The sequence below is a fragment of the Mongoliitalea daihaiensis genome (genome assembly GCF_021596945.1).
Taxonomy (GTDB): Bacteria; Bacteroidota; Bacteroidia; order Cytophagales; family Cyclobacteriaceae; genus Mongoliitalea; species Mongoliitalea daihaiensis.
In genome coordinates, this window is the sequence record NZ_CP063779.1 from 3,007,267 (window position 1) to 3,032,005 (window position 24,739).

The following is a 24,739-nucleotide window of genomic DNA, read 5'->3' on the forward strand; positions in this document are numbered from 1 at the left end:
TTTCTATCCTATTCTTCTTCAACTAACTGGAAGCGGGCTAATGGTGCCATGCGCGCTTTGTTTAAGGAGAGTTGATCATCACCAATGCTATAATTATCTACTTCTTTGAGGAGAGAACCAATGATTTGATCATTTTCCAGAGAAGGGCAAGCCATCATGGTGCTTGCTACATTTCCAAAGGTGATTCGGTAACCATCTTGGAGTTCATATCCTCCATTGATGGAATTGCAACCTGTATTTCCATAAAACCGTGATGTTTCATTATCAAAGAATAAGAATGCCTCTTTGTCATCAGATCTTTTTTCATAGGGAGTGCCTCGCAATTCAATTAAAATCCATTTCTTATTTTCTAATTCGTAATCTGTAAAGTTTTTTACCAACGTATACATCTCGGCCAAATCTCCTGTAATTCGATTACCATCCTGATCTAATTGAAATAAGATATTTTCACCTACTTGATATGATTGTTTCTCATCAGATTCATTGGTAAGGGTAATTGTTCTTCCCAAATCATCCCACTCAAACGTTCCCTGATCAAAAAAAAGATCGTCTTCCTTACCAAGATACTTCATTGACCTCTCAAATGTTTCATCGGATTTGATGATGATTTTGGTTTCAATACCTGCGCAATCTGCACAAGGCAAGGTGCCTTTATACGTTCCATTCCAATCAACACTGCTGCGGCTATTATCGCCCATCGCAAAAGTCATATCTTCGCTGGTTTCTACGGTTGATTTTTCCGACTGACAGGCTGACATCAATAGGCAAATCATTGCTACAATACTGGTCTTTTTCATAGTTATTAGGTATGTTGTAAAGAAAATAATCAAGATTTTTTTAGAGGACTTGATAACTCAACAATCGAACGGATGATCTCATCCAACTCCTGTGTAGATTCTAAGAGATGCTCTAAAAAGCTGCTATCATGAGTGCCATTAAATTCCTCTTTGATGAGCGTTGCCAAGCCCATGATTCGTGCCAAAGGAGCACGGACAAGGTGAGATTGTTTCCAAGCAATCTCTCTTAACTTACTGTTTTGTTCTTCAATTTCCCTGATATACACCATATTGCTTGTATTGTCCTTTGCAAAAATGGATGCACCAATAACCTTTTTGTCTACTAATATGGGCATAATATTCACTTCGTAATTTTTAGTAGCTCCTGCATTTGGTAAATCAAAATTGAAGTTTGCCCGTTGCCCATTGAATGCAATTTGATAATGTTCTATCCACATGTTGACGATTTCTTCTGGAAGCAACTCAATGATATTCATGTTCGTGGCTATTTCCAGATTAAAGTTTTCTTTGAAAAGCTTTTTGAATGTTTCATTTACATAAATAAGATTGTATTCTAGGTCTATTGACCAAATCGATTCACTTGAGCTTTCTAGGATAGAGGAAAGTTTCGCTTCATTTGCTTTTAGTTTATTTTCTATAGAGATTAATTCAGAAATATCAGTAAATGTAGCCAGTACCCTGTAGGGTTTTTCTCTTTTGGGATCATTAAACTCAGGAAGGGCATCGACTAAAATCCAGCGATATGAATTGGTTGATGGGACAAATATTCCCATAACATTCCCTGAATTTGGTAATCCTGATTTTAAAGCGATCATGGCTGGATGCTCTTCCCCAGGATAAAGACTCCCATCCAAGTGGATCGCGTGCCACCGAGGATCAATGGAAGTCCTGCCTAACATTTGATCCAGTGAAAGTCCCAAAATTATCTCTGCCGCGGGATTAGCTTTAATGATTTTACCTTGATTGTCTTGATAGACTACCCCTTGATTCATTTGATTAAATAGGTACTCGTATTCTGCTGTTTTAAGTAAAATTTCATCTTCGTTTTTTTTAGCAGCTGAAATATCCTGAAAAATACCAAAAACACCCACACAGTTACCATTTTCAAAAATAGGTTTCCCATTAGTTCTGACCCATTTTTCATTGCCTCTAAGAGTAGTGACTTTTAATTCCAGGTCATAAGAAACACCTTCATAGATAGCCTTATTGAAAGCTTTGGTTAATTTTTCCAACCCTTCAGGATCACTTCGATAAAGATTGATTCCTTCTTCAACCGAAGGGATGGGATTATCTCCAAGTTCCATGATTTCTTTAGTGACTTCGGACCAAAGATGCCTATGATTTATAAAATCTACTTCCCAAGCGCCTACCTTGGCCATTTTTCCCGCTTCTAAGAGAATATCTTTGGTTCTAAATAGCTCCTCCTCTATGGCTTTGGTATTGGTGATATTCCGAATACAAATTAAAACTTTATCCTGATCAAACGGAGCAAAGTTTGCTTCAAAGGTTTGTATGCCTTTGATAGTAGTAAGCTTGTACTCTAGCAGCCTAAATGGTTGATTGAGTTTGATTTTTTTTAATTTTTTTTGAAACAGTTCAAAAACATTTTCTGGTAAAATATCCCTAATATTCCGATGGATCAAATCATCGGCATTCGTTATAAAATCATCTTTTTTACCTGACTTGACTTCAAGAATTGTCCCCTCAAAATTCATGACCATTAAAATATCAGGGATGGCTTTAAATAAGGATGCGTTGTAAGCAAGCTGCCGTTCCAAATTTTCTTGATAGGCAGAAATATTAATTTTTGCTTTTCTTAATTTGAGTAATTTTTCAACTTGATTTGACAGTTTTTTTAAATGTGCCAGTTGCTTTTCTGTCAAAATTCTTGGTTGGTAGTCCATTACACATAGTGTCCCTAATGGCATTTTTTCATCAGATAAAACCGGAATACCAGCATAGAATCGGAATTGAGGACCTTCTTTTACAAATGGATTCTCTTGGAATCGAATATCTTTCGATAAATCCTCAATAATAAAAGGCTCATTTGGCGAATCAAATGCATGCGCACAAAAGGAAAACTCTTTAGCTGTTTCTTGAATATCCAACCCCGTATGTGATTTAAACCATTGTCTAGTATCGTCTAAAAATGTTATCAAAGAAATGGGTGTTTCACAGATATCTGAAGCAAGTTGAGTAATGTTCGTGTAGTCTTCATCTTCCTCGGAATCTAAGATTTGATAGGAAAATAGATTGGCTAATCTTTCTTTTTCGTAGGTAGGAAGTGATTTTTTTCGCATACGATATGAAGCAAAATAATATTGCTCAGTTAAATGAAATCAAAATACTGGTAATTTCATAATTTTTTAAAGTAAAAGGCTGTCGATTTTATAGAAAGGATAATTCATTGCGAATTAGTTTTTTAAAATAAGCCCGTGATGTTTCCATCTTCATCAATATCAATCAGTTCTGCAGCTGGTGCTGATGGTAGTCCCGGCATTCGCATAATAGTGCCAGCAATAGGAATGATAAACCCTGCTCCAGCAGCAATGTCAAATTCACGGATTTTAATGGTAAACCCTGAGGGACGATTGCTAAGCTTGGGGTCGTCCGATAAAGAGTATTGGGTTTTAGCAATACAAACCGGTAATTTATCCAAGCCAATTTTACTAAATATACGCATTTGTTGCTTGGCTTTTACACTGTACTCAACTTCTGCTGCTCCGTAAATTTTACGAGCAATTGTATCTATTTTTTGTTCAATACTCCAGTCAAAATGATACAATGGAGTAAAATTACTAAATCCACCTTCGGCTACTTCTCGCACTGTTTCGGCCAGTTGCTCACAGCCTTCTCCTCCCTTTTCCCATGCCTCACAAAGTTCCACTTTTACGCCTACCTGCTTGCAATGGTTGCGGACGATTTCAATTTCTTCGATTGAATCAGTATTAAACCTATTGATAGCTACCACAGGTTCCAATGTAAAATGCCGCATGTTTTCAATGTGCTTATCCAAATTGGCAAGACCTGTATGGACAGCCGATGGATTAGGTTCTTTAAGATTGGATAGGGGAGTGCCCGCGTGGGATTTCAATGCCCGTATAGTAGCTACAATCACAGCCACATCAGGTTTCAAACCACCGTATTGACATTTTAGATCAAGAAATTTTTCTCCTCCCAAATCAGAAGCAAAACCCGCTTCTGTTACTACATAATCTGATAAGCTTAACCCCATCTTGGTAGCAATAATCGAATTGGATCCTTGAGCGATATTAGCAAAGGGGCCTCCATGGATAATGGCTGGATTACCTTCTATGGTCTGAACAAGATTGGGCATGATGGCATGTTTAAGAAGAGCGGTCATTGCTCCATGAGCTTTGAGCTGATTTGCTCTTACAGGCTCATCTTGGTGGGTGTATCCTACAATTATATTTCCAAGCTTTTCTTTTAAATCCATCAAACTATTGGATAGACAAAGCGCAGCCATTACCTCGGAAGCAGCAGTAATGTCAAAACCGGATTCCCTTGGGACGCCTTGAGCGGAACCTCCTAGGCCGATTACAATATCTCGTAAAGCACGTTCATTCATGTCCATCACCCGTTTCCAGATTATTTTTCGAGGATCGATGTTCAAGGTGTTTTTTTGACTATGGATATGATTGTCAAGCAGGGCAGCTAATAAATTATGCGCTTTTTCAACTGCTGAAAAATCACCTGTGAAGTGTAAGTTGATGGACTCCATGGGTAAAACCTGAGAGTATCCTCCACCTGCGGCACCTCCTTTCATTCCAAAAACAGGGCCTAATGAGGGTTCTCTTAAGACTACCGTTGTTTGAACTCCAATCCGATTCAACCCTTCGGATAGGCCAATGGAAACAGTCGTTTTGCCTTCACCTGCCGCGGTTGGGGTAATGGCAGTGACCAAAATGAGCTTTTTCCCTTTCATCTGCTCAGGATTTATCAACTTGAGCGGGAGTTTGGCAGTGTATTTTCCGTAAGGTCTTAAAATGTCCTCCGAGATCCCCAATTTAGATGCAATTTGGGTAATGGGCTGCATTTTGGTGGCTTTGGCAATTTGAAGGTCTGTAAGATTCATAAGGGTTTTATTTGACGTGTTAAAAGTAGCTTTTTAAAACTGGACTATTCCTGACTTTTGGCAGGTTTTAAATCAAAAATTCAAATTTTTTACTTCCGTATTTCACTGACGGCACTTGTTTGAAATAATATCTTTTATGGATGCATATGAATCTATCCTACAGTAAATAGCACTCAAAAATAGTTCCGAAGACCATCTCGAGTCCCAACAGCCATGATAGTTTTCCATTAATATAAAACCGAGGGTATTTCAAAGCATTCTTTATTTACTTGTCATTAAATTTAAACGAATCATGATACATAGAAAAAAATACCTGTTAGGCTTACTTTTCTTTTGTACTGTCCTTAGCATTCAAGCACAGCAAAAAAGAGCCCTGACTCACGCTGATTATGACGGTTGGGAATCCGTTTCTTCAGATAAAATCTCAGCCAATGGACAGTGGGTTGGTTTTGAAGTCAATCCACAAGATGGAGACGGAAGACTTGAAATTGTTAACCATAGTAATGCACAAAAAAGATTTGTCATTCCTCGAGCGAATAGAATGTCATTTTCACATGACAATAATTTTGCTGTAGGTAGAATTGTAGCTGCAAAGGATACGATCAAAATGCTGAAACTTAAAAAGACAAAAGCAGATGACATGCCGAAAGACAGCCTTTTTATCATCAACCTTGCATCGGGTAACGTGGAGAAGATGGCTAGGGTGAAATCATTCGCCACACCCGATAAAGAGGGGAATTGGTTGGCAGTGCATTTTGAAAAAGAGCTGCCCAAAAAACCAGCAAAAAAAGAAGAAGGGGATACTACCAAGGTAGCATCACCCGAAAAGCCTAAGAAAACCGATGGAACAACCTTACTCGTAAGATCTTTTGATGGAAAAGTTAGCTATGAAATTGACCGCGTAAAGTCTTATGGATTTTCTGAAAATGGCGGGTATTTGCATTTCGTGAAGGCTACCGAGGATACGTTAAAAAATGCAGGCATATTTTTATTAGACCTAAAATCCGGTGTTACCCAAACCATCGATACAGGAAAGACAGATTATATGTCTCCAAAAATATCTGATTCCAATAAGTTATTTGCCTACATAACGACTGAGGATTCGTTGAAAGCTAAAAAGCCATATTATGACCTTTATTTATATGATGTCACGAAGGCGACCAATCAAAAAATAGCGGATAAAAATACAGTAGGAATTCTTGCAGGTGGAATGGTCAGCAAGTCGGGAAGAATTAATTTTTCAGCTGACGACAGTCAAGTTTATTTTGGTACCACTCCAGATTATAGGGACTTTGATTATGAATCTGATACCACCATTTTGGATGAGGAACGGGTGAAATTAGATATTTGGGGATGGCAAGATGCTGAAATTCAGCCCATGCAATTGAGAAATAAGGGTAGGGAAGAAAATAGAAGTTTCCTAGCTGCTTACAATATTAAAGACAAGAGAGTGATTCAAATCGGCGATGAGCAGATGTACAGCATCAACTACGATCCAAAATCAACACTTAAAATCGCTTTGGCTACAGATGATTCCCCTTACAGAAGGGAATACAGCTGGAATATTCAAATCGGAAGAGATACGTACTTGGTGAATTTGGAAACAGGTTCCAAAACATTGATCAAAAAAGCATTGTCAGGAAATCCGCAGCTGTCACCTGCCGGAAAATATGTTTATTGGTATGATGCCAGCGATAGTGCTTGGGTTGCTTTTGACATTGCAAGCAAGACATTCAAAAATTTAAGTAAAAACTTGGATGTGAATGTTTACAATGAACAACATGATTCACCATCTCTCCCAAGCAGCTATGGCGCTGCAGGTTGGTTGAAGGATGATAAAGGATTTTTGCTTTATGATAAATATGATGTTTGGAAAGTCGATCCAACGGGGAAATTGGCTCCTCAAAACATTACTTTAGGAGTTGGGAGAACTCAAACTATTGAGTTTAGAAGACAACGATTAGAAACAGAAGAAAGAGAAGGTATTGATCCTTCTTTACCATTTATGTTGTCTGCTTTTCATGAGTTCAATAAGAAAAACGGATTTTTCATAGGTGATATCAATGGTAAAAAAGCTCCCTCTGAAATCATATTTACCGATAATAGATATTTAGGGTTAAGCAAAGCAGAAAACGCGAATCTTTTGACAGTTAGAAGATCAACTTATCAGGAATATGCCGATGTGTATGCTACCGATATGAAGATGTCAACGTTGACTCAATTATCTTTTGCTAATCCACAGCAAAAGGAAGTAAACTGGGGGACTGTAGAATTGGTTGATTATTTGACGAATGACAATGTACCTCTTCAAGGGTTATTATTCAAGCCAGAGAATTTTGATCCAGCAAAGAAATACCCGATGATGGTGTATTTCTACGAAAGAAATTCTGATGGATTACACAATTACAGAGCCCCTGCTCCAAGTGCATCTACCATCAATATCCCTTATTTTGTAAGTAATGAGTATTTGGTTTTTGTGCCAGATATCAAATATGACTTAGGCCTTCCAGGACCAAGTGCCTACAATTGCATCATCCCGGGTGTTCAGGCTATTGTTGCCAGAGGTTTTGTTGATGCGGATAATATGGCTATTCAAGGTCAAAGCTGGGGAGGATACCAAGTGGCGCATTTGATCACAAGAACCAATATGTTTAAAGCAGCTGGCGCAGGTGCTCCAGTAGTCAATATGACTTCTGCCTATGGTGGAATTCGATGGGGGACAGGGATGAGCAGAATGTTCCAGTACGAACAGACGCAGAGTAGAATCGGTGGTACCTTGTGGGAAAAACCGATGTATTATTTACAAAACTCTCCTTTATTCTACATGGATCGAGTGAAGACTCCTGTATTGATCATGCACAATGATGCTGATGGAGCAGTTCCATGGTATCAGGGAATAGAGATGTTTATGGCATTGAAACGTTTGAATCAGCCAGCTTGGTTGCTACAATATAATGGCGAAGACCATAACTTGGTACAGAGAAAAAATAGAAAAGATCTTTCTATACGATTATCTCAATTCTTTGATCACTACCTCAAAGGAGCTCCAGCACCACTTTGGATGACCGAGGGACTTCCCGCTATAGAAAAAGGCAGAACGTTGAAGTATGAGTTAGGGGATGGCGGTGACAGTGAGCAGTGAGCAGTGCATAGTGAACAGTGCATAGTGAACAAATTAGGAATGAGGAATTAAGAATGAAAAATTTGTCTTAAGAACCTGCGGGGGTGGGTTCAGCTGTTAATTCTTAAATGTTAACTTGTGGACTAGTGGTTCAAGTACTGTTTTTCTGTTAGATACACTGTTTTGTGGGTTTTAACCCACCACTGAAATTGAAGTTTTGAGACAAAACCTATCCGAATTTCCAAAGTATACACCCATCAATTGCCGTGGTTTTTAAGCCCCGGCATTGGTGGGGAACAGTGAACAGAAGAGATTAAGTGAAATATTGAACCTGCTTCACTATTTTAACAAAAGCAAAAAAAGCCTTTCAGCAATTCCTGGAAGGCTTTTTTTATGTTCTTTTTGTCATTGTAGCATCTTTTCTCTTTTTGCAAAAACTTGCTCAATGGCAAGACTGCATAAAAAAATGGATAATTTTCACCTAATGATTTTGTTGAATAATTTTTAATTCTATATTTGTAGAACAAACAATACAACCATAGAATATGAGCCTGTCCAATGCCGAAGAACAATTGATGAATTTGATTTGGGAAAAGCAAAAGGTTTTTATGAAGGATATCCTAGAAGCCTATCCTGACCCCAAGCCAGCGAGTACCACTATTGCAACCTTATTGAAACGTTTGCAAGATAAAGGAGCCGTTGCTTTTGAAGTATTTGGGAATTCCCGGGAGTATTACCCATTGATTGAAAAAAACACCTATTTCTCCAAAAAAGTCCAGGTGATGATCAAGGATTTTTTTAACGATTCACCGGCCCAATTTGCGTCTTTCTTTACACAAGAGACGGACCTGGATACAGGAGAGCTTGAAGCGCTCAAAAAAATAATTGAAGACCAACTAAAATCCCAACAGCCATGATTACTTTACTACTCAAATCTACCATAGCTCTTGCGCTATTACTTGCTTTGTATCAGTTCTTTTTGATTCGTGAACGTATGTTTACATTTAATCGGTTTTATTTGGTTTTTTCGGTGTTTTTCGCACTTTCACTTCCATTCATCTCACTTCCCTCATTCATTGAACAACCAAGTTTTGAAATCCTGTCCGATGAACCTGTTTTTTCGAACGCATTACCAGAAGTAACATCTGATATGCTTTCAGAAAAGACTACAGAAGCATCCCATACAGAGGTAGCGGTGACACCAATATCAAGTGAATCATCCATCCCATGGCAATCCATCTTGTGGGTTGTGTATGGCTTAGGAGTCGTTTTTTTCTTTTCCAGATTCGTTTGGCAACTGATTCAATTAAGAAGAATGGTCCGGAAGGGGAGGCTAATTCTCCAAAATGGTATAAAGTATGTTCTTTTGGAAGAAGTAGAACTGCCATTTACTTTTCTGAGTTACCTGTTTATCAATAAAGAGGAGTATTTAACAGGTCGGATTGAAAAGGCTATTTTAGACCATGAGTTGGTTCACATCCGCGAAAGGCATTCTTGGGATATTATCTTGTTGGAATTGGTGAAAATTGCCTATTGGTTTAATCCACTCATCGGTTTGTATAAAAAGTCTGTACAGCTCAATCACGAATTTTTGGCTGATGCAGGAGTACTACGCCAACCGATTAATAAAGCCAGTTATCAGTATTTACTGCTACAGAAAGTATCTATCTATGCTTCCCATCAAACACTCAGTTCTGCATTCAATTTTCAAGTGACTAAGCGGCGATTGCTGATGATGGGCAAGCAAACGAACAAGTTTCGCTTAGTCTGCTTGCAAACATGTAGTGTTTTGTTAGCAATTACTTTGCTATTTTCTTTATCCTCCTATAAAACTGTTATAAGTTCGGATTCATTTGGCTTAGATTCGGATAAAGTAGCCCAATTTGAAGCATTATTAATGAAAGGAAGTTTGGAAGAATCGCCTTTTGTTATAGGCTTGCATAAGTTGGATTTAGAGCAATTGCGGAAAATTTACTGGACTCTTACTCCAGAAGAGCGGGAAAAGACCTCTCAATTTCCTTTTTTTGAAGAACGAGTGTTTGAGGAATTACTTTTATTGCAGCAGGCCTATCCGCAGGTTGAAACGACTCTTAGGTTTGGGATGCCTCCTGCAAAAAAAGAAATCAATCAAGAAACGTATGAGTTATGGTTGCAAACAAAGAATGTCGAGTTAACTATAGACGGACAAGAACGTTCTTTGGATGAATTGAAGAATTATGCCCCAAAAGATTTTTCAATTTTTGAAGTGAGGGAGACGGCACCAAAAAAGTTTTTAAAAAAACCAGTGTATTCTATCAAGTTGATGACCCATGATTTTTATCAGAAGAAATATTTTGAAAGCCCCAAAAATATTCAGGTGATAGAGGCCAAATATCCCAATTCCGATAAGGCATCTGTACGCTATTTTATGAGATTTCTTCGAAGCAAAACAGGAGTAATTGAAGAATATCGACCTAAAAACTATGAGGAATCCATATTCTATCATTTGAGAACTTTGAATACTGCTGATTTGGACTTCAATGCTTTAGGGAGCAGTGCAATGTTCATCACTGGGGAAAGTTTTTCAGTGGAAGTTTTTAATTATAGTCAAAATAAGACCAAGCTTCTGGCTTTACCTATTGTAAATCAGTGGTGATAGACTGTTATATTTGGAATGAGTTGATTTGATTATCATAAAAAACTGTTTCAGGATTCACTGAAAGTACTATATTTGGAGTTATTGTCTAGTGAAAAAAGTTCCATGGACGATAAGGTGTAGAACTCAAATACATTACAATAACTCCAAACTATGTTACTCGAACCATTAGACCTGATTGTATTTATCGGTTACTGTTGCCTGATTGTGGGCATGGGTATTTTTGTTTCCAGAGAAAAAAAAGGCCATGTCAAAGATTCTAAAGATTATTTTCTTGCTTCCAAAGCACTGCCATGGTGGGCTGTTGGAGCGTCCTTGATTGCATCCAATATCTCCGCAGAGCAGTTTATCGGTATGTCTGGTTCAGGTTTTGCAATGGGTTTGGCGATTGCAACTTATGAGTGGATGGCTGCTGCTACCTTGCTGGTGGTAGCGATTTTCTTTTTACCGGTGTATATTAAGAAAGGTATTTACACCATGCCGGGTTTTTTGTTGGATCGATATGATGCACGTGTTCGGACCACGATGGCTGTATTTTGGCTGCTTTTGTATGTCTTAGTTAATCTCACTTCTGTACTTTACTTGGGAGCATTGAGTTTAAACACCATTTTGGATATCAAATTGGAATATGGAATAGCTGGCCTTGCCTTGTTCGCGATGGTGTACTCGATTTATGGAGGATTGAAAGCAGTGGCTTGGACAGATGTAGTGCAGGTAGTGTTTTTGATTGCAGGGGGATTGGCTACCACTTATTTGGCATTGAATATTGTGGGTTCTGGTGACGCTTGGGCAGGAATGAGTTTGCTAAGACAAGAAGTGCCAGGACATTTTTCCATGATTTTGGAAAAGGGTGAAATGATGATTCCTGATGGACAAGGAGGTACGCGTGACGCTTATTTGGATTTACCAGGCTTATCTGTCTTGGTAGGAGGGATGTGGATTGTCAATCTAAGCTATTGGGGATTTAATCAATACATTACGCAACGGGCAATGGCAGCCAAAAACCTTAATGAAGCCCAGTTGGGGATTATTTTTGCGGGATTTATAAAGTTGTTAATGCCTTTGATTGTAGTTATTCCCGGGATTGCAGCACTTGTGATTGTCAATGGAGGTACAGATCTTGGTTTTATTCAATCCATGACTGACCCTATGACAGGGAATATCAAACCCGATCGTGCTTATCCAACCTTACTCCAACTTTTACCTGTAGGATTGAAAGGATTGGCGTTTGCGGCATTGACAGCGGCAATCGTTTCTTCATTGGCATCCATGGCCAACAGCACTTCAACGATTTTTACCATGGATATCTACAAACAATACATAGAAAAAGATGCCTCAGAAACCAAGCAAGTGACTGTAGGTCGACTGGCAGCCTTGGTCGCTTTTGTTGTAGCAGCTTTGATTGCCCCCGCTTTAGGTACTTTGGATCAAGCCTTCCAATTTATTCAAGAGTACACAGGCTTTGTATCTCCTGGGGTTTTTGCAATTTTCTTCTTTGGTGTGTTTTGGAAAAAGACGACTTCCAATGCGGCCTTAACAGCAGCTGTATTGACAATTCCCCTCTCTACAGCCTTGAAATTTAGTCTTCCAAATTTGCCCTTCATTGATCGAATGGGAGTAGTATTTTTGATCATTGCAGGGTTAATCATTGCAATCAGTTTGTATGAAGGCAAAGGCAAAGATCATCCGAATAGCATTGAAGTTAATAGAGAACTCTTTAAAACCAGCATGACTTTCAAAATTGGAGCAATAGCAATTTCAGCCATTATCGCTGCTTTATACATAATTTTCTGGTAAGATGATGTTTAGACAAAACTCAATCCTTCTAATATCTTTGATCTGCATAGGGATGATCTTGGCTTGTACGCCAAATAAAGAAAAGGGCGAAAAGTTAAAATATCAAGAGCAGTATAGACCTCAATTTCATTTTTCTCCAGAAGCTAATTGGATGAATGATCCCAATGGGATGGTGTATTGGGATGGTGAGTATCATTTGTTTTATCAGTATTATCCAGACGGTAATGTATGGGGTCCCATGCACTGGGGACATGCTATATCCGAAGATTTGGTCTATTGGGAGCATTTACCCATCGCTTTGTATCCTGATTCGTTGGGCTATATCTTTTCTGGTTCGGCTGTTGTAGATCATGCGAATACTTCTGGTTTGGGTAAAGATGGTAAACCTCCCATGGTGGCAATTTATACCTACCATGATCCCATTGGCGAGGCTGCTGGTAGGGATGATTTTCAGACCCAAGGAATTGCGTATAGCTTAGATAATGGCCGTACTTGGGAAGTCTATCAGGATAATCCTGTTTTAGCCAACCCGGGAATCAAAGACTTCAGAGACCCCAAAGTGATATGGGACGAACAAACGCAACAGTGGATCATGTCTTTAGCTGTTTTGGATAAGATCAGATTTTATACCTCACCAAACCTGCTGAATTGGACTTTTGCCAGTGATTTTCAACCATCTTGGGCTGCTTATGGAGGAGTGTGGGAATGCCCGGATTTATTTCCTTTAAAAACCGAATCTGGTGAAGAAAAATGGGTATTGCTGGTGAGCATCAATCCCGGGGGACCCCAAGGTGGGTCTGCTACTCAATATTTTATAGGTGATTTCGATGGAAAAACATTCAATCCAACCCAAGAAGATGTGGAATGGATAGATTGGGGGGCGGATAACTATGCAGGTGTCACTTGGTCCAATATACCAGAAGAAGATGGAAGAAGACTATTCATCGGCTGGATGAGTAATTGGGATTATGCACAAGTAGTTCCTACTACCACATGGCGTTCAGCTATGACGTTACCTAGAGCTTTATCCCTATATACAGTGAAAGGGAAGGTCTATTTGAAATCTAAACCAGTAGAGGAGTTAAAAGCTTTGAGAGGTAAAGAATTTCCTATTCTAAATTCAACCACTGAAATTGGCTCTAAGTCTTTTGAAGTGCATATTCCACTATCTGATGAAAAAGAGTTTGAAATTACATTTAGCAACGATTCTCAAAATGAAATAAATATTTATAAAGTGAGAGGTCATCTGGTCTTTAACAGAAGTAAATCAGGAAACACATCCTTTATGGAAAGTTTTGGTAGAGTAAATGCTGTAAAATTACCTGATATTCAATTGGATATGATTTCTATTTATTTTGATCAATCCTCTATTGAAATTTTTATCAATGATGGTCAGCTTGCGATGACAAACTTAGTTTTTCCAAAAAGAGCTTATACACATATGGACCTTGTAGGTATAAATCCTGCGGGTAAAATCTATCATTTGAATTCTATTTGGAATTAACCTGACTTGTATGAAACAGAATAAAAGTTATGTCCTTTTCCTTTCCATCACAGCGGCTTTAGGTGGCTTTTTATTTGGTTTTGATACAGCTGTAATTTCCGGTGCTGAGCGGGATATTCAAGTGATTTGGCAGCTTTCGGATTGGAGTCACGGCTTGGCAGTAGCAATGGCCCTGTACGGAACAGTCATTGGAGCACTATTCGGAGGGATTCCTGCGGATAAATTGGGCAGAAAAGTATCCTTATTTTGGATTGGGGTACTGTACTTGGTTTCTGCTATTGGTTCGGCAATGGCTCCAGACGTGAATACCTTTATGTTCTTCCGCTTCTTAGGAGGGTTAGGGGTAGGAGCATCTTCAGTCGTAGCCCCTATGTATATCTCTGAAATAGCTCCAGCTGCCAGAAGAGGGCAATTGGTTGCCCTATATCAATTTAATATCGTATTTGGTATTCTGATGGCTTATTTTTCAAATTACCTCATTGGAACAGCTAATTTAGCTGAATCATGGCGATGGATGTTAGGAGTGGAGGCTATACCGGCATTGATTTACAGTATCTTGATTGTCAAAGTTCCCAAGAGTCCACGATGGTTGATTTCGAAAAAGCAGGATTTTGAAAATGCACGGGTGATCTTGACTAAAACTGACCCTGAGGGAGTGGAAGAAGCCATGCAATTGGCCATAGCCGAAAGCAAGGAGATTAAGGGAAAAGTTTCTTTTACTAGTTTGTTTCAATCCAAGTATAGAAAAATCACTTTTTTTGCCTTTTTAATTGCCTTTTTCAATCAGGTCTCAGGGATTAACGCAATCATTTATTTTGCCCCCAGAATTTTCGAATCTGCAGGCATTGCCACAGAAGATGCTTTATTATCCACAATTGGGATTGGATTTATCAATTTGGTAGCGACCATGGCAGGATTGTATTTTATTGATAAGTTGGGTAGAAAAAAATTAATGTACATAGGTTCGGTGGGATATATCATTTCCCTTTCTTTGATGGCTTACAGTTACTTTGGTGGGGCTGTTGGTCCGCACTTGTTGCCATACTTTGTATTTATTTTTATAGCAGCGCATGCCATTGGTCAAGGTTCGGTAATTTGGGTATTCATTTCTGAGATATTCCCCAATGAATTACGTGCCTATGGGCAATCTTTAGGTTCTTTTACCCACTGGATTTTGGCAGCAGTGATCGCTAATTTATTTCCCTATTTTGCTTCAAATTTTGGAGCTGGATATATTTTTGCTTTCTTCGCAGCAATGATGGTCTTACAGTTGCTTTGGGTAGCTTTCCGAATGCCGGAGACCAAAGGAAGATCCTTGGAAGAAATTCAACAAGATTTACAAAAAAACCATGTCTAAACGCGTCGTATGTTTCGGAGAAATGCTGTGGGATTGTTTTCCTACACATGAAATTCCTGGAGGAGCTCCAATGAATGTAGCCTTACATCTTTCCCAACTGGGCTTGGATGTTGCTTTAATTTCTAGACTAGGCAAAGACACGTATGGTGAAGGTTTGAAGAAATTTGTATCTCAATATTCCTTGGATCAAAAGATGATCCAATTGGATGAAGAACATGCAACAGGGACAGTAGTAGTCAATGATGATGACCCTCAAAATGTCAAATACACGATCGTTTATCCAGTGGCTTGGGATTTTATAGATTGGTCTGAGTCTATACAAGCTGAAGTGAACGGCTCGGATGCATTTATTTTCGGAAGCTTGGCAGTACGGAATGAACAAAGCTGGGAAACCTTGTATCAATTGATCCACAGTCCTGTACTCAAGGTTTTTGATATCAATTTGAGGGCTCCTTACATTGATTTTGAGCAAATTGAAATTATCTTGGGGTATACCGATATTCTAAAAATCAATGAAGATGAATTGGCGATGATGGCTACGTATTTTGGAATTGAATTGGATTCAAATGAAGTATTGCCAACTGCTAAAAAAGTATGTGATTTTTTGGTAGAAGAATTTCCGATTGAATTGATTTGCGTGACTTTGGGAAGTAAAGGTGCAATGATTTATCAAAATGGAAAAGTATTCAGACATGCTGGTTATCAAGTAAAAGTAGCAGATACTGTAGGTTCAGGTGATGCTTTTTTAAGTGGTTTTGTAAAAAGCTATTTGGACGGTAGGGAGCCTATGGAAATTTTGGATTTTGCCTGTGCTTTGGGGGCATATGTTGCTACTCAGAAGGGGGGAACTCCTAGGTATAGCTTAGACGATGTGGATGCTGTGCGAAGGGCTTTGTAACCAAGCCCTTCAAAATAAAATAGTAATTTTTCCTGAATTTAGTATCGATTGTTGACTGGAAATTGGATAGTTTTTTCAAGTCAGTTTGTGTAGTTCAACTACATAGTTGAGTGTGTTTTTTAATCAATCGATGGTTTCCATTCAATCATATAATGACACTTGGATCCATATCAGCTCGTAGAAGCAATACTTCCTCCCCTAAATTCCACCATTTTATATATAAGTTATTCTAAATGTTTTTACAAGACTAGTATTTAAAATGATAAATACTTTGTGTCGTTCATTTCTTTTTTTGAGGGCTTTATCTACAATTTTGGTATGCTGATTCAAGCCAAAAAACTTTTTGAGCGTATTAATGCGTCTTATAGCTCAAATAAAAATTATTAATCTATGTTTACTCACATTTCATTCAAAAAAGCGGCTTTCAGCGCTTTTATGCTACTTTTGTTAGCAACAGCTTCTTTTGCACAGCGAACTGGTCAGCAGGTAAAAGACGCTAAAAAGGCCTTATATGATGATCCCAAGTGGAGAAAAGAAAACTACATCATCAACAGAGATTCGGCCTATGCCAACCCATACTTCGCCCTACAAAAATTACGATGGGGAAATCAACGATTTACAGAGAGTAGAAGCATTCACCCAAGGCAAGATGCTGATGTCATCAATGAATTAGCCAAAGGACAGCAACCATTTGCGACAATCGTAGGCTGTAGTGACTCTAGAGTATCTGCAGAAATCTTATTTGATCAAGGTTTTGGAGATCTTTTTGTAACGCGGACAGCAGGTCAGGTAATGGCGCAAGCTTCCTATGGTACGATTGAATTTGCATCTGCTGCTTTGGGTACTAAACTAATCTTGGTTTTGGGTCATTCCAAGTGTGGTGCTGTAGAGGCTGCCATTAGTCTTCCTGAAAACCCTCCAGGTCATATTGCAACCTTGATCAACAGTATTAAACCTGCAACCAAACGATATTTTGGAGTGAGTGATAATTTACTAGCATTTGCTGTACGTCAAAATGTGATCAATCAGGTCAACGAATTGAGAGAATTGGAACCGGTATTATCCAGAATGTACCAAAGAGGAGAAATCCTAATCGTAGGTGGTGTTTACGATTTAGCTACTGGTAAAGTGGAATTTTTGGAAGAAACTATGGTTGACTTACCATCAACAAAGTTTTCCCAGAAAGATATCATGGGCTTGTAAGTCAATCCATCAAAAAAAGCTATCACAAGCATCTTAAAAATTCATGAAAAAAAGTACGTACTCTCATTAACAACTCCGTAAATATGGTTGCTGATGATTTGCAAAAATGGAGGATTTTTAGAGGACAAAAGTCACCAAGAGGAGAGGGGATATCTACTAATTTCGTGCGCTATTACAAGAGCTTGTTCGTGAGACAGCTTTTTTAGAAATTAAGGTTATGCTAAAAAAGGCAGCTTCAATTATATGGATTGTTTTCCTAATTGGAACGAATCCGGTTTTTGCTCAAATATCAGAACCAGGTAATTGGTTAATATATTTCGGCAATCAGAATTTCGCCAACAATAAATGGGTCTGGCATAATGAAATCCAATACAGAGATTATAGCTTACTGGGGTCTAAAGAACAGCTTCTGCTTCGTACAGGAGTTGGTAGATATCTCACAGAAAACAATAATCTAGTCTCAGGTGGGTATGCTTTTATCAGTACCCGACCTCAGGGTATGGAAGATGGATTAGTAGTAATTGATGATGCAAACGCCTTTCAAGAGCATAGACTGTGGCAGCAATATCTGACCAGACAGCCTATTGGGAAAGTTGTGCTAACACATCGCTATCGGTTTGAACAGCGATTCTTCAATGACGGGGATTTCCGCTTGCGAGGGAGGTATTTCTTAGCGGCCAACATACCATTGAATAATCAATTGATGATGGAAAAGACTTATTATTTGTCTTTTTATAATGAAGTCTTCCTAAATGTGACTGATGATACTTCAGTGGCGCTCTTTGATCGAAATCGGCTATTTGGAGCCATAGGTTATCAAGTCAATAGAGGTGTCCGAGTGGAAGTGGGACTGATGCATCAAACGCTTAACAACAGGGATTTTTCCCGAACACAATTACAATTTATAATTTTCAATAATCTTCCGTTCAAAAAATAAGGTAGAAACATTCAGAGGTAACGCCAACCATGGATTCATGTCTGCGCTACCTCTGTTTTTTGTGTTTATTTCAAGCGTTTCAATCCTTTGGTTTCTTCTTTGCTGGCTTCCATAATGCTAATAGCATATCCACCTCCTGAAGCTGTCTGCTGATTTAGCTTGGACTTATTGGTTACAATTACTTTTCGAATGGTATATGCCTGCGCATTATTTCTAAAATGCGCATCTTTCGCATCTGCATAAATCGTTGCGATATAAATCTTTTCCGGATCAAGGAAGTCAAAGTTAACTGTAGAAGTTCGAACTGGGACTCCATTGACATTGCCTACAAACCAATTATTACTTCCCTTTTCTTTTCTCGCGATAGTCACAAAGTATCCCGGCTCTGCTTCTAAGTATTTACTTGTTTCCCACTCTACGGGTACATCTTTGATAAATTGGAAAGCATCCATGAAACGTTCATAATTTTCAGGCAGATCAGCTGCCATCTGAAGCGGGCTGTAAAGCGTTACATATAAGCCCAACTGGTTGGCTATGGTGCTATTGACCCATGAGTTGTTTTCGGGATTTACTTTGCTGATATCCATTTCAAAAATCCCTGGCGTGTAGTCCATAGGTCCTCCAATCTGTCGGGTGAAGGGCAATACCGTATGGTGATTAGGTTTGCTTCCTCCAAAGGCTTGATACTCCTGACCTCTAGCTGATTCATTGGCAATCAAATTAGGCCATGTTCTTGCTACTCCCGTGGGTCTTACTGCCTCATGAGCATTGACCATGATTTGATATTCAGCTGCCTTTTCTACAGCAAATTGGTAGTGATTGACCAGCCATTGACTGTAATGGTTTTCGCCTCTTGGAAGAATATCTCCTACGTAGCCAGATTTAACGGAATTATAACCATTATCTTTCATAAATTGATAGGCTCTATCCAAATGACGCTCATAATTGCGGACCGAGGAGGATGTCTCATGGTGCATAACCAATTCCACTCCTTTGGATTTGGCATAATCTCTTAGATAAGGCAGGTCGAAATCGGGGTAAGGAGTCAAGAAATCGAATACATAATCTTTGGAGTTTCCAAACCAATCTTCCCAACCAATATTCCAGCCTTCCACCAAGACACCTCTAAAACCATGTTCAGCAGCAAAATCAATATGACGTACCACATTGTTCGTATTTGCTCCATGGCGTCCGTTAGGAAGCACCTTGGTATAATCTGTTTCTCCTAATTTGACGGCGGGTAATTCATCTGTATAAGCCCATGAGCTTTTTCCAGTGATCATTTCCCACCAAACACCGATGTACTTCATAGGTTTGATCCAAGAAGTATCTTCGATTTTGCTAGGCTCATTTAAGTTGTAAGTCATCCGGGAAGCCAAAATATCTCGTGCATCATCCGATACAATGACAGTCCTCCATGGACTGTTGAAAGGAGATTGCAAATACCCTTTATCACCAATAGCATCTGGAGTCAACCACGACTGAAAAATCATGCGCGTATCATCCAAATCAAGGTGCATAGTGGAATAATCAATCAATGCTGCCTCATGAAGGTTGATGTACAAGCCATCATCACTTTTCATCATCAGCGATGTTTGCACGCCTGTCGTAGAAAAGGGCTTTTGAGATAAGTTACCCGTAATAGCTTTTTCCATCAATCCTCTGATTTCAGAGAGTTTGGATTCGGTATAATCATATTCTTGTGTATCGTAGTCTCCTGGGATCCAAAAGGCAGTATGATCGCCGGCCATAGCGAATTGTGTCAACTCTTCTTTGATAACAAAATGCCCCAAGTTAGGCTGGGAAGGAAACTCATACCGAAAGCCTAAGCCATCGTCAAATACTCGGAAACGAATATGGATGGCCCGGTCAGTGCTTTCTTGGTTTAAAGCTACCAATAGTTCCTTGTAGTGGTTCCGAATGCTTGTTTCTTCTCCCCACACTGGTGTCCATGTTTCATCAAAAGAATTGATGCTAGAAGACAGTAATGTAAAGCCATCTGCCAGTGGTTCTTGATTTTTGATTTCAAAACCAAGGGTGCTTGGTTTGATGACTGCTTTACCTTTGTATGTCAATGCATACACGGCTTGACCGTTTTCCACGGAGAAGTTGAGCGCAACATTTCCATTAGGAGAGCTGACTTCTTGAGCGTGTGCATGTACCGCCCAAAGTAAGATTAATAATAACCAATAATTTCTTTTCATGGTAAACTGGGTTAGTAATAGGTTTTTCCAAATCGTTCAAATATCGCGATGTCAAGGGTTTCCCGGTGATCAGGATGTGCAATTTGTTGCAAGGCTTTAGCTCGTTGCTTCAAATTTTTACCATAAAGATAGGCAACTCCGAACTCAGTTACTACATAATGCATATGGGCACGGGTAGTCACTACGCCTGCACCTTCTTGAAGCGTAGGTACAATTTTACTCAGTCCTTTTTTGGTGCAGGCGCTAAGTGCCATGATAGGCTTTCCTCCATCAGATAGGGAGGCACCTCGGATGAAGTCCATTTGTCCTCCCACTCCTGAAAACTGAAAAGTTCCAATGGAATCCGCACAGACTTGACCTGTAAGGTCGATTTCAATGCATGAATTGATGGAAATCATTCGAGGATTTTTTCGGATTACGGCAGTATCGTTCACATATTCAGCTTCATGAAATGTAAACAATGGATTGTCATGTATAAAATTATATAGTTTTTTGGAACCAGCTGCGAATGATGTCAAAACTTTGCCTTTGTGTTTCTTTTTATAAGCGTTGGTCACAGCCCCAGACTCTAAAAGGGGGATGAGGCCATTGGAAAACATTTCGGTATGAATTCCTAGGTCCCGGTGATTGGTCAAAGCTTGTAAAACTGCGTCTGGAATGGCACCGATTCCCAATTGTAAACAGGAACGATCTTCTATCAATTCCGCAATGTAGTTTCCGATGATTAATTCCTCTTCTGAGATTTTTTCAGCATAATTCACTTCATGCAAGGGCTCATCTATGTATACCGATGCAGTAAAACGGCTGATATGGATGTGCCCATCTCCATGGGTACGAGGCATTTGCTCATTGATTTGAGCGATTACAATTGGAGCAGAATCAACAGCGGCTTTGGCGATATCTACCGATACACCTAGAGAGCAATATCCATGGGCGTCTGGAGGAGATACCTGAACAATAGCGACATCCAATGCTAAAATCTTGCGTTTGAATAGCTGTCCTATTTCACTTAGAAAAATCGGAACGTAGCCTCCGTAAAGAGAATTGGCGGCATGGCGTATATTCTGAGATACAAAAAGCGAATTGAAAAAGAAGCTATCACGGTTTTCTTCATTTGCCAAAGGCATGGGACCAAAACTAGAGATAGAAACTATCTCCACATTGCTAAGCTCGCTCGCTCGTTCGGCAAGGCATTTGATCAGATGCGTGGGAGTGGCAGCACTTCCATGTAAAAACACCCGATTTCCTGATTTGATTAATTGAACAGCCTCAGGACCGCTGATAGATGATATATTCATGTGTTTGTTTAAATGAAAACTAAAAATGTACAATGCTGCATCGAAAAGCAAAATTTCGGGGATTATAATTTGTAGGGTTATTCCCCAGTCGAATGTTTAGGCATTCGCATCATTCATTCATTATCTACCTTTTTACCAAAAGAAAAACGAATGGTTATTGATTGGAAACCAACGTACTAGCTCATTCCCCTAAACATTCATTCTTCATTCCTAAATCCTCTCCCTCCTTCTTTCCCAGAATTTGAATAGCTCCATAAACACCAGTAAAGGAATGGCTAATAGCAACACGTAGCCCCATTCTTTTAAAGTAATGGGCTCTACCCGGAGCATGGATTGCATAAATGGAATATGCATGCTTGCAATGTGTAAACCTTGTGTGAGGAGTACAAATAAAATGAGTAGGTAGTTGCGAGAAATAGGAATGGTGAAGGTGGATTTTCTTTCGGACCTACAATTGAAAATATGTAGGTTTTGCATTAAAACCATCAATAAGAGGACCATATTTCTGGCATGCAATTCACTCATAGTAGTAAACTTATTGAGATAAAACCACAAACCAAATGCAATTAAACCCATGATCAAACCTGAGATCAGAATTTGTTTACTCATGATTTTATTAAAGATTCCTTCTTTGGGATCTCTTGGTTTTCTACTCATTGTCTCCGCCTCACCCGCTTCAAAGGCCAATGCTTTGTCTTGAATTCCATTGGTTACCAAGTTGAGCCAAAGGAGCTGAACTGCAAGTAAGGGAAGTGGTAGGCCTGCAAAAATCGAGAGAATAAACATGATGACTTCTGCGGCTCCTGTGGAAACCAGCAAGTAGATAACTTTGCGGACATTGTCGTAGGCGAACCTTCCTTCTTCAACACCTGCGACAATGGATGAAAAGTTATCATCCACCACAATCATAGCACCCACATCTTTGGCCACATCCGTACCCGAACCCATGGCTACCCCAATATTTGCTCTTTTAAGTGCGGGTGCATCATTTACTCCATCACCAGTGACTGCGACAAATTCTCCCTTTTGGATTAAAACATCTACTATTTCGAGTTTTTGGGTAGGGGAGACGCGTGCAAATACATTGGTAGATGCGACTAAGTCTTGAAATGCTGCATCAGCAGGACCACCAGCTTTTTCCAATTCCGCTCCCGTCACGACTGTTCGTGCTTTTTCTTTGAGTCCTAATTCTTTTGCAATGGTTGAAGCTGTGGCAGGATGGTCGCCTGTAATCATCATTACTTGGATCCCCGCATGTCTGCATTTCCCAACTGCTTCTATTGCTTCCGAACGAAGGGGATCAATAAAGCAAACCAATCCTTGAAAGGTCAAGGGAGGGATGTCAGAAAGATGGTAAAAATCTTTGGCTTTAAAGTCATCTACCACTCCCGAAGCGAAAGCCAACACGCGATACCCCTCCGAGGCAAATTGGGTTGCCAATTCGGTTATTTCTTCTGTTTCTTGCTCATCTGTTTTACAAAAGCCCAAGATGGTTTCTATTGCACCTTTGACGGCAAGGTGTATATGATTCTCTTCTTTATAAAACGCTCCAGAAAATTTCCGCTCAGATTCGTAAGGGATCAAAGACTGAATAGGGAAATCATCCTGAACTGTTTCTGGATCCATGTCAGCTTTGAAAGCCATTCCCAATAACGCTACATCCATGGCATCGCCATAGTGCTCCCAATCTCCGTCTTTTTTTTCCAACTTAGATTCATTGGCTAAGCATGCTGTTTTGCAAATTCCTAAAAGTGACGGATTGTCTTGGATAGCTACCTTATTCCCATCTGTAGAGACTTCACCAATGCCATTGTACCCTTCACCACTGACATCATAATGCGTACCATCGGCTAAATAGATTTTTTTGACAGTTTGTTGATTGACCGTGAGCGTTCCTGTTTTATCTGAAGCGATTACTGTACAACTACCCAAACTTTCTACAGAGGTTAGTTTCCTAACAATCACATTTCTTTTAGCCATTCTTCGGGTGGCAACTGCCAAGGCTACTGTCAACGAAACAGGTAATCCTTCTGGAATAGCAGAAACTGCCAAAGCAACTACAAAAAAGAAGATAGCGGATATCTCCATCCCTTGAAATCGAAGTAGGAGGGCTAAAACTACCGATAATATGATGATGATATTGGCTATTTTTTTCGTAAAAGACTCCATTCGCTGAATGAGCGGAGGTTTGGCCGATTCACCTTCCTGTACATTTTTGGCAATTTTACCAACTTCTGTAGATAGGCCAATGGTAATGACCAAGCCTTGTGCCCTACCTGACATCACTGTTGCGCCAGCATGGGCGATATTTTTGCGATCAGCGATAGGGGTTTTTTCAGGAAGAGTTTCTGTATTTTTTTTAATCGCCTGGGATTCTCCTGTCAAAAAGCTTTCATCTATCTCCAATCCAGCTGTTTGGATAAGCCTCAGGTCTGCCGGAACCTTATTACCTGATTCCAAGATTACTACATCTCCCGGAACCAAGTCTTCTGAGTCAATTTCTTGGATTTCACTAGATCGCTTTACTTTTGCCTTGATTCGCAGCAGCTTAGTAAGATTAGAGGCACTCTTTTCGGCATTATATTCTTGATATACACCTATGACGGTATTGATTAGAATCACTAGGAAGATAAATATGGCATCTTTGCCTTCTCCTATCAGCACAGAAGCAATAGCCGCTGCGATCAAAATGAAAATCAGTGGATTGATTAATTGACTGATAATCATTTTAATAATACTTATTTGGGATTTATCAGGCAGTTTATTAAACCCAAAAACCTTTTGCCTTTCCTTAATTTCCTCCCCTGCAAGACCCTCAGTACTCGTTTGAAGCTCTTGTAGGCTTTGTTCGGTAGGTAATGCATGCCATGCTTTTGGATCTTGGATACTCAT

At 39.4% G+C, this 24,739-nt stretch carries 15 protein-coding genes; 9 read left to right on the forward strand and 6 right to left on the reverse strand.

The window, feature by feature from the left end:
- Positions 1-8: 8 nt before the first annotated feature.
- From IPZ59_RS12780 to IPZ59_RS12790, 3 genes are all read right to left on the reverse strand, one after another.
- Positions 9-797, reverse strand: a complete 789-nt coding sequence (locus IPZ59_RS12780) for a copper resistance protein NlpE N-terminal domain-containing protein (RefSeq protein WP_236136438.1) — start codon at positions 795-797, stop codon at positions 9-11.
- A gap of 29 nt (positions 798-826) precedes the next feature.
- The gene (locus tag IPZ59_RS12785) at positions 827-3,097 is read right to left on the reverse strand and encodes a PAS domain S-box protein (RefSeq protein ID WP_236136439.1); all 2,271 of its coding nucleotides are present in this window, start codon (positions 3,095-3,097) and stop codon (positions 827-829) included.
- 122 nt (positions 3,098-3,219) lie between these two features.
- Positions 3,220-4,893 carry a formate--tetrahydrofolate ligase gene (locus IPZ59_RS12790; protein ID WP_236136440.1) on the reverse strand — a complete coding sequence of 558 codons (1,674 nt, stop codon included), beginning with the start codon at positions 4,891-4,893 and terminating at the stop codon, positions 3,220-3,222.
- A 292-nt stretch (positions 4,894-5,185) separates the two neighbouring features.
- On the opposite strand from IPZ59_RS12790, the gene IPZ59_RS12795 reads away from it, so the two are divergent.
- From IPZ59_RS12795 to IPZ59_RS12835, 9 genes are all read left to right on the forward strand, one after another.
- On the forward strand, positions 5,186-8,035 hold the full coding sequence (locus IPZ59_RS12795) for a S9 family peptidase (protein ID WP_236136441.1): 2,850 nt from the start codon (positions 5,186-5,188) through the stop codon (positions 8,033-8,035).
- Between the two features lie 524 nt (positions 8,036-8,559).
- The gene (locus tag IPZ59_RS12800; protein WP_236136442.1) at positions 8,560-8,931 is read left to right on the forward strand and encodes a BlaI/MecI/CopY family transcriptional regulator; all 372 of its coding nucleotides are present in this window, start codon (positions 8,560-8,562) and stop codon (positions 8,929-8,931) included.
- Positions 8,928-10,649 (forward strand): M56 family metallopeptidase, encoded by a 1,722-nt coding sequence (locus tag IPZ59_RS12805; protein WP_236136443.1) that lies wholly within the window; start codon positions 8,928-8,930, stop codon positions 10,647-10,649. Before IPZ59_RS12800 ends, IPZ59_RS12805 begins: the two co-directional genes overlap by 4 nt.
- 153 nt (positions 10,650-10,802) lie before the next feature.
- Positions 10,803-12,446 (forward strand): sodium/sugar symporter, encoded by a 1,644-nt coding sequence (locus IPZ59_RS12810; protein ID WP_236136444.1) that lies wholly within the window; start codon positions 10,803-10,805, stop codon positions 12,444-12,446.
- A gap of 1 nt (position 12,447) precedes the next feature.
- Positions 12,448-13,950, forward strand: a complete 1,503-nt coding sequence (locus IPZ59_RS12815; RefSeq protein WP_317208008.1) for a glycoside hydrolase family 32 protein — start codon at positions 12,448-12,450, stop codon at positions 13,948-13,950.
- Between the two features lie 10 nt (positions 13,951-13,960).
- Positions 13,961-15,307, forward strand: coding sequence for a sugar porter family MFS transporter (locus IPZ59_RS12820; RefSeq protein WP_236136445.1), 1,347 nt, complete (start codon positions 13,961-13,963; stop codon positions 15,305-15,307).
- Complete coding sequence (locus IPZ59_RS12825) at positions 15,300-16,205, forward strand: carbohydrate kinase family protein (RefSeq protein WP_236136446.1); 906 nt, start codon at positions 15,300-15,302, stop codon at positions 16,203-16,205. Before IPZ59_RS12820 ends, IPZ59_RS12825 begins: the two co-directional genes overlap by 8 nt.
- Positions 16,206-16,595: 390 nt before the next feature.
- Positions 16,596-17,408: a carbonic anhydrase gene (locus IPZ59_RS12830; protein WP_236136447.1), complete on the forward strand. Its 813-nt coding sequence runs from the start codon at positions 16,596-16,598 to the stop codon at positions 17,406-17,408.
- A 217-nt stretch (positions 17,409-17,625) separates the two neighbouring features.
- The gene (locus tag IPZ59_RS12835) at positions 17,626-18,345 is read left to right on the forward strand and encodes a DUF2490 domain-containing protein (protein ID WP_236136448.1); all 720 of its coding nucleotides are present in this window, start codon (positions 17,626-17,628) and stop codon (positions 18,343-18,345) included.
- A gap of 65 nt (positions 18,346-18,410) precedes the next feature.
- Here IPZ59_RS12835 and IPZ59_RS12840 read toward each other — a convergent pair whose 3' ends face one another.
- From IPZ59_RS12840 to IPZ59_RS12850, 3 genes are all read right to left on the reverse strand, one after another.
- Positions 18,411-20,549, reverse strand: a complete 2,139-nt coding sequence (locus IPZ59_RS12840; protein ID WP_236136449.1) for a glycoside hydrolase family 97 protein — start codon at positions 20,547-20,549, stop codon at positions 18,411-18,413.
- An 11-nt stretch (positions 20,550-20,560) separates the two neighbouring features.
- Entirely contained in the window at positions 20,561-21,847 is a 1,287-nt protein-coding gene (locus IPZ59_RS12845) for an acetyl-CoA hydrolase/transferase family protein (RefSeq protein ID WP_236136450.1), read from the reverse strand.
- 210 nt (positions 21,848-22,057) lie between these two features.
- The gene (locus IPZ59_RS12850; protein ID WP_236136451.1) at positions 22,058-24,739 is read right to left on the reverse strand and encodes a cation-translocating P-type ATPase; all 2,682 of its coding nucleotides are present in this window, start codon (positions 24,737-24,739) and stop codon (positions 22,058-22,060) included.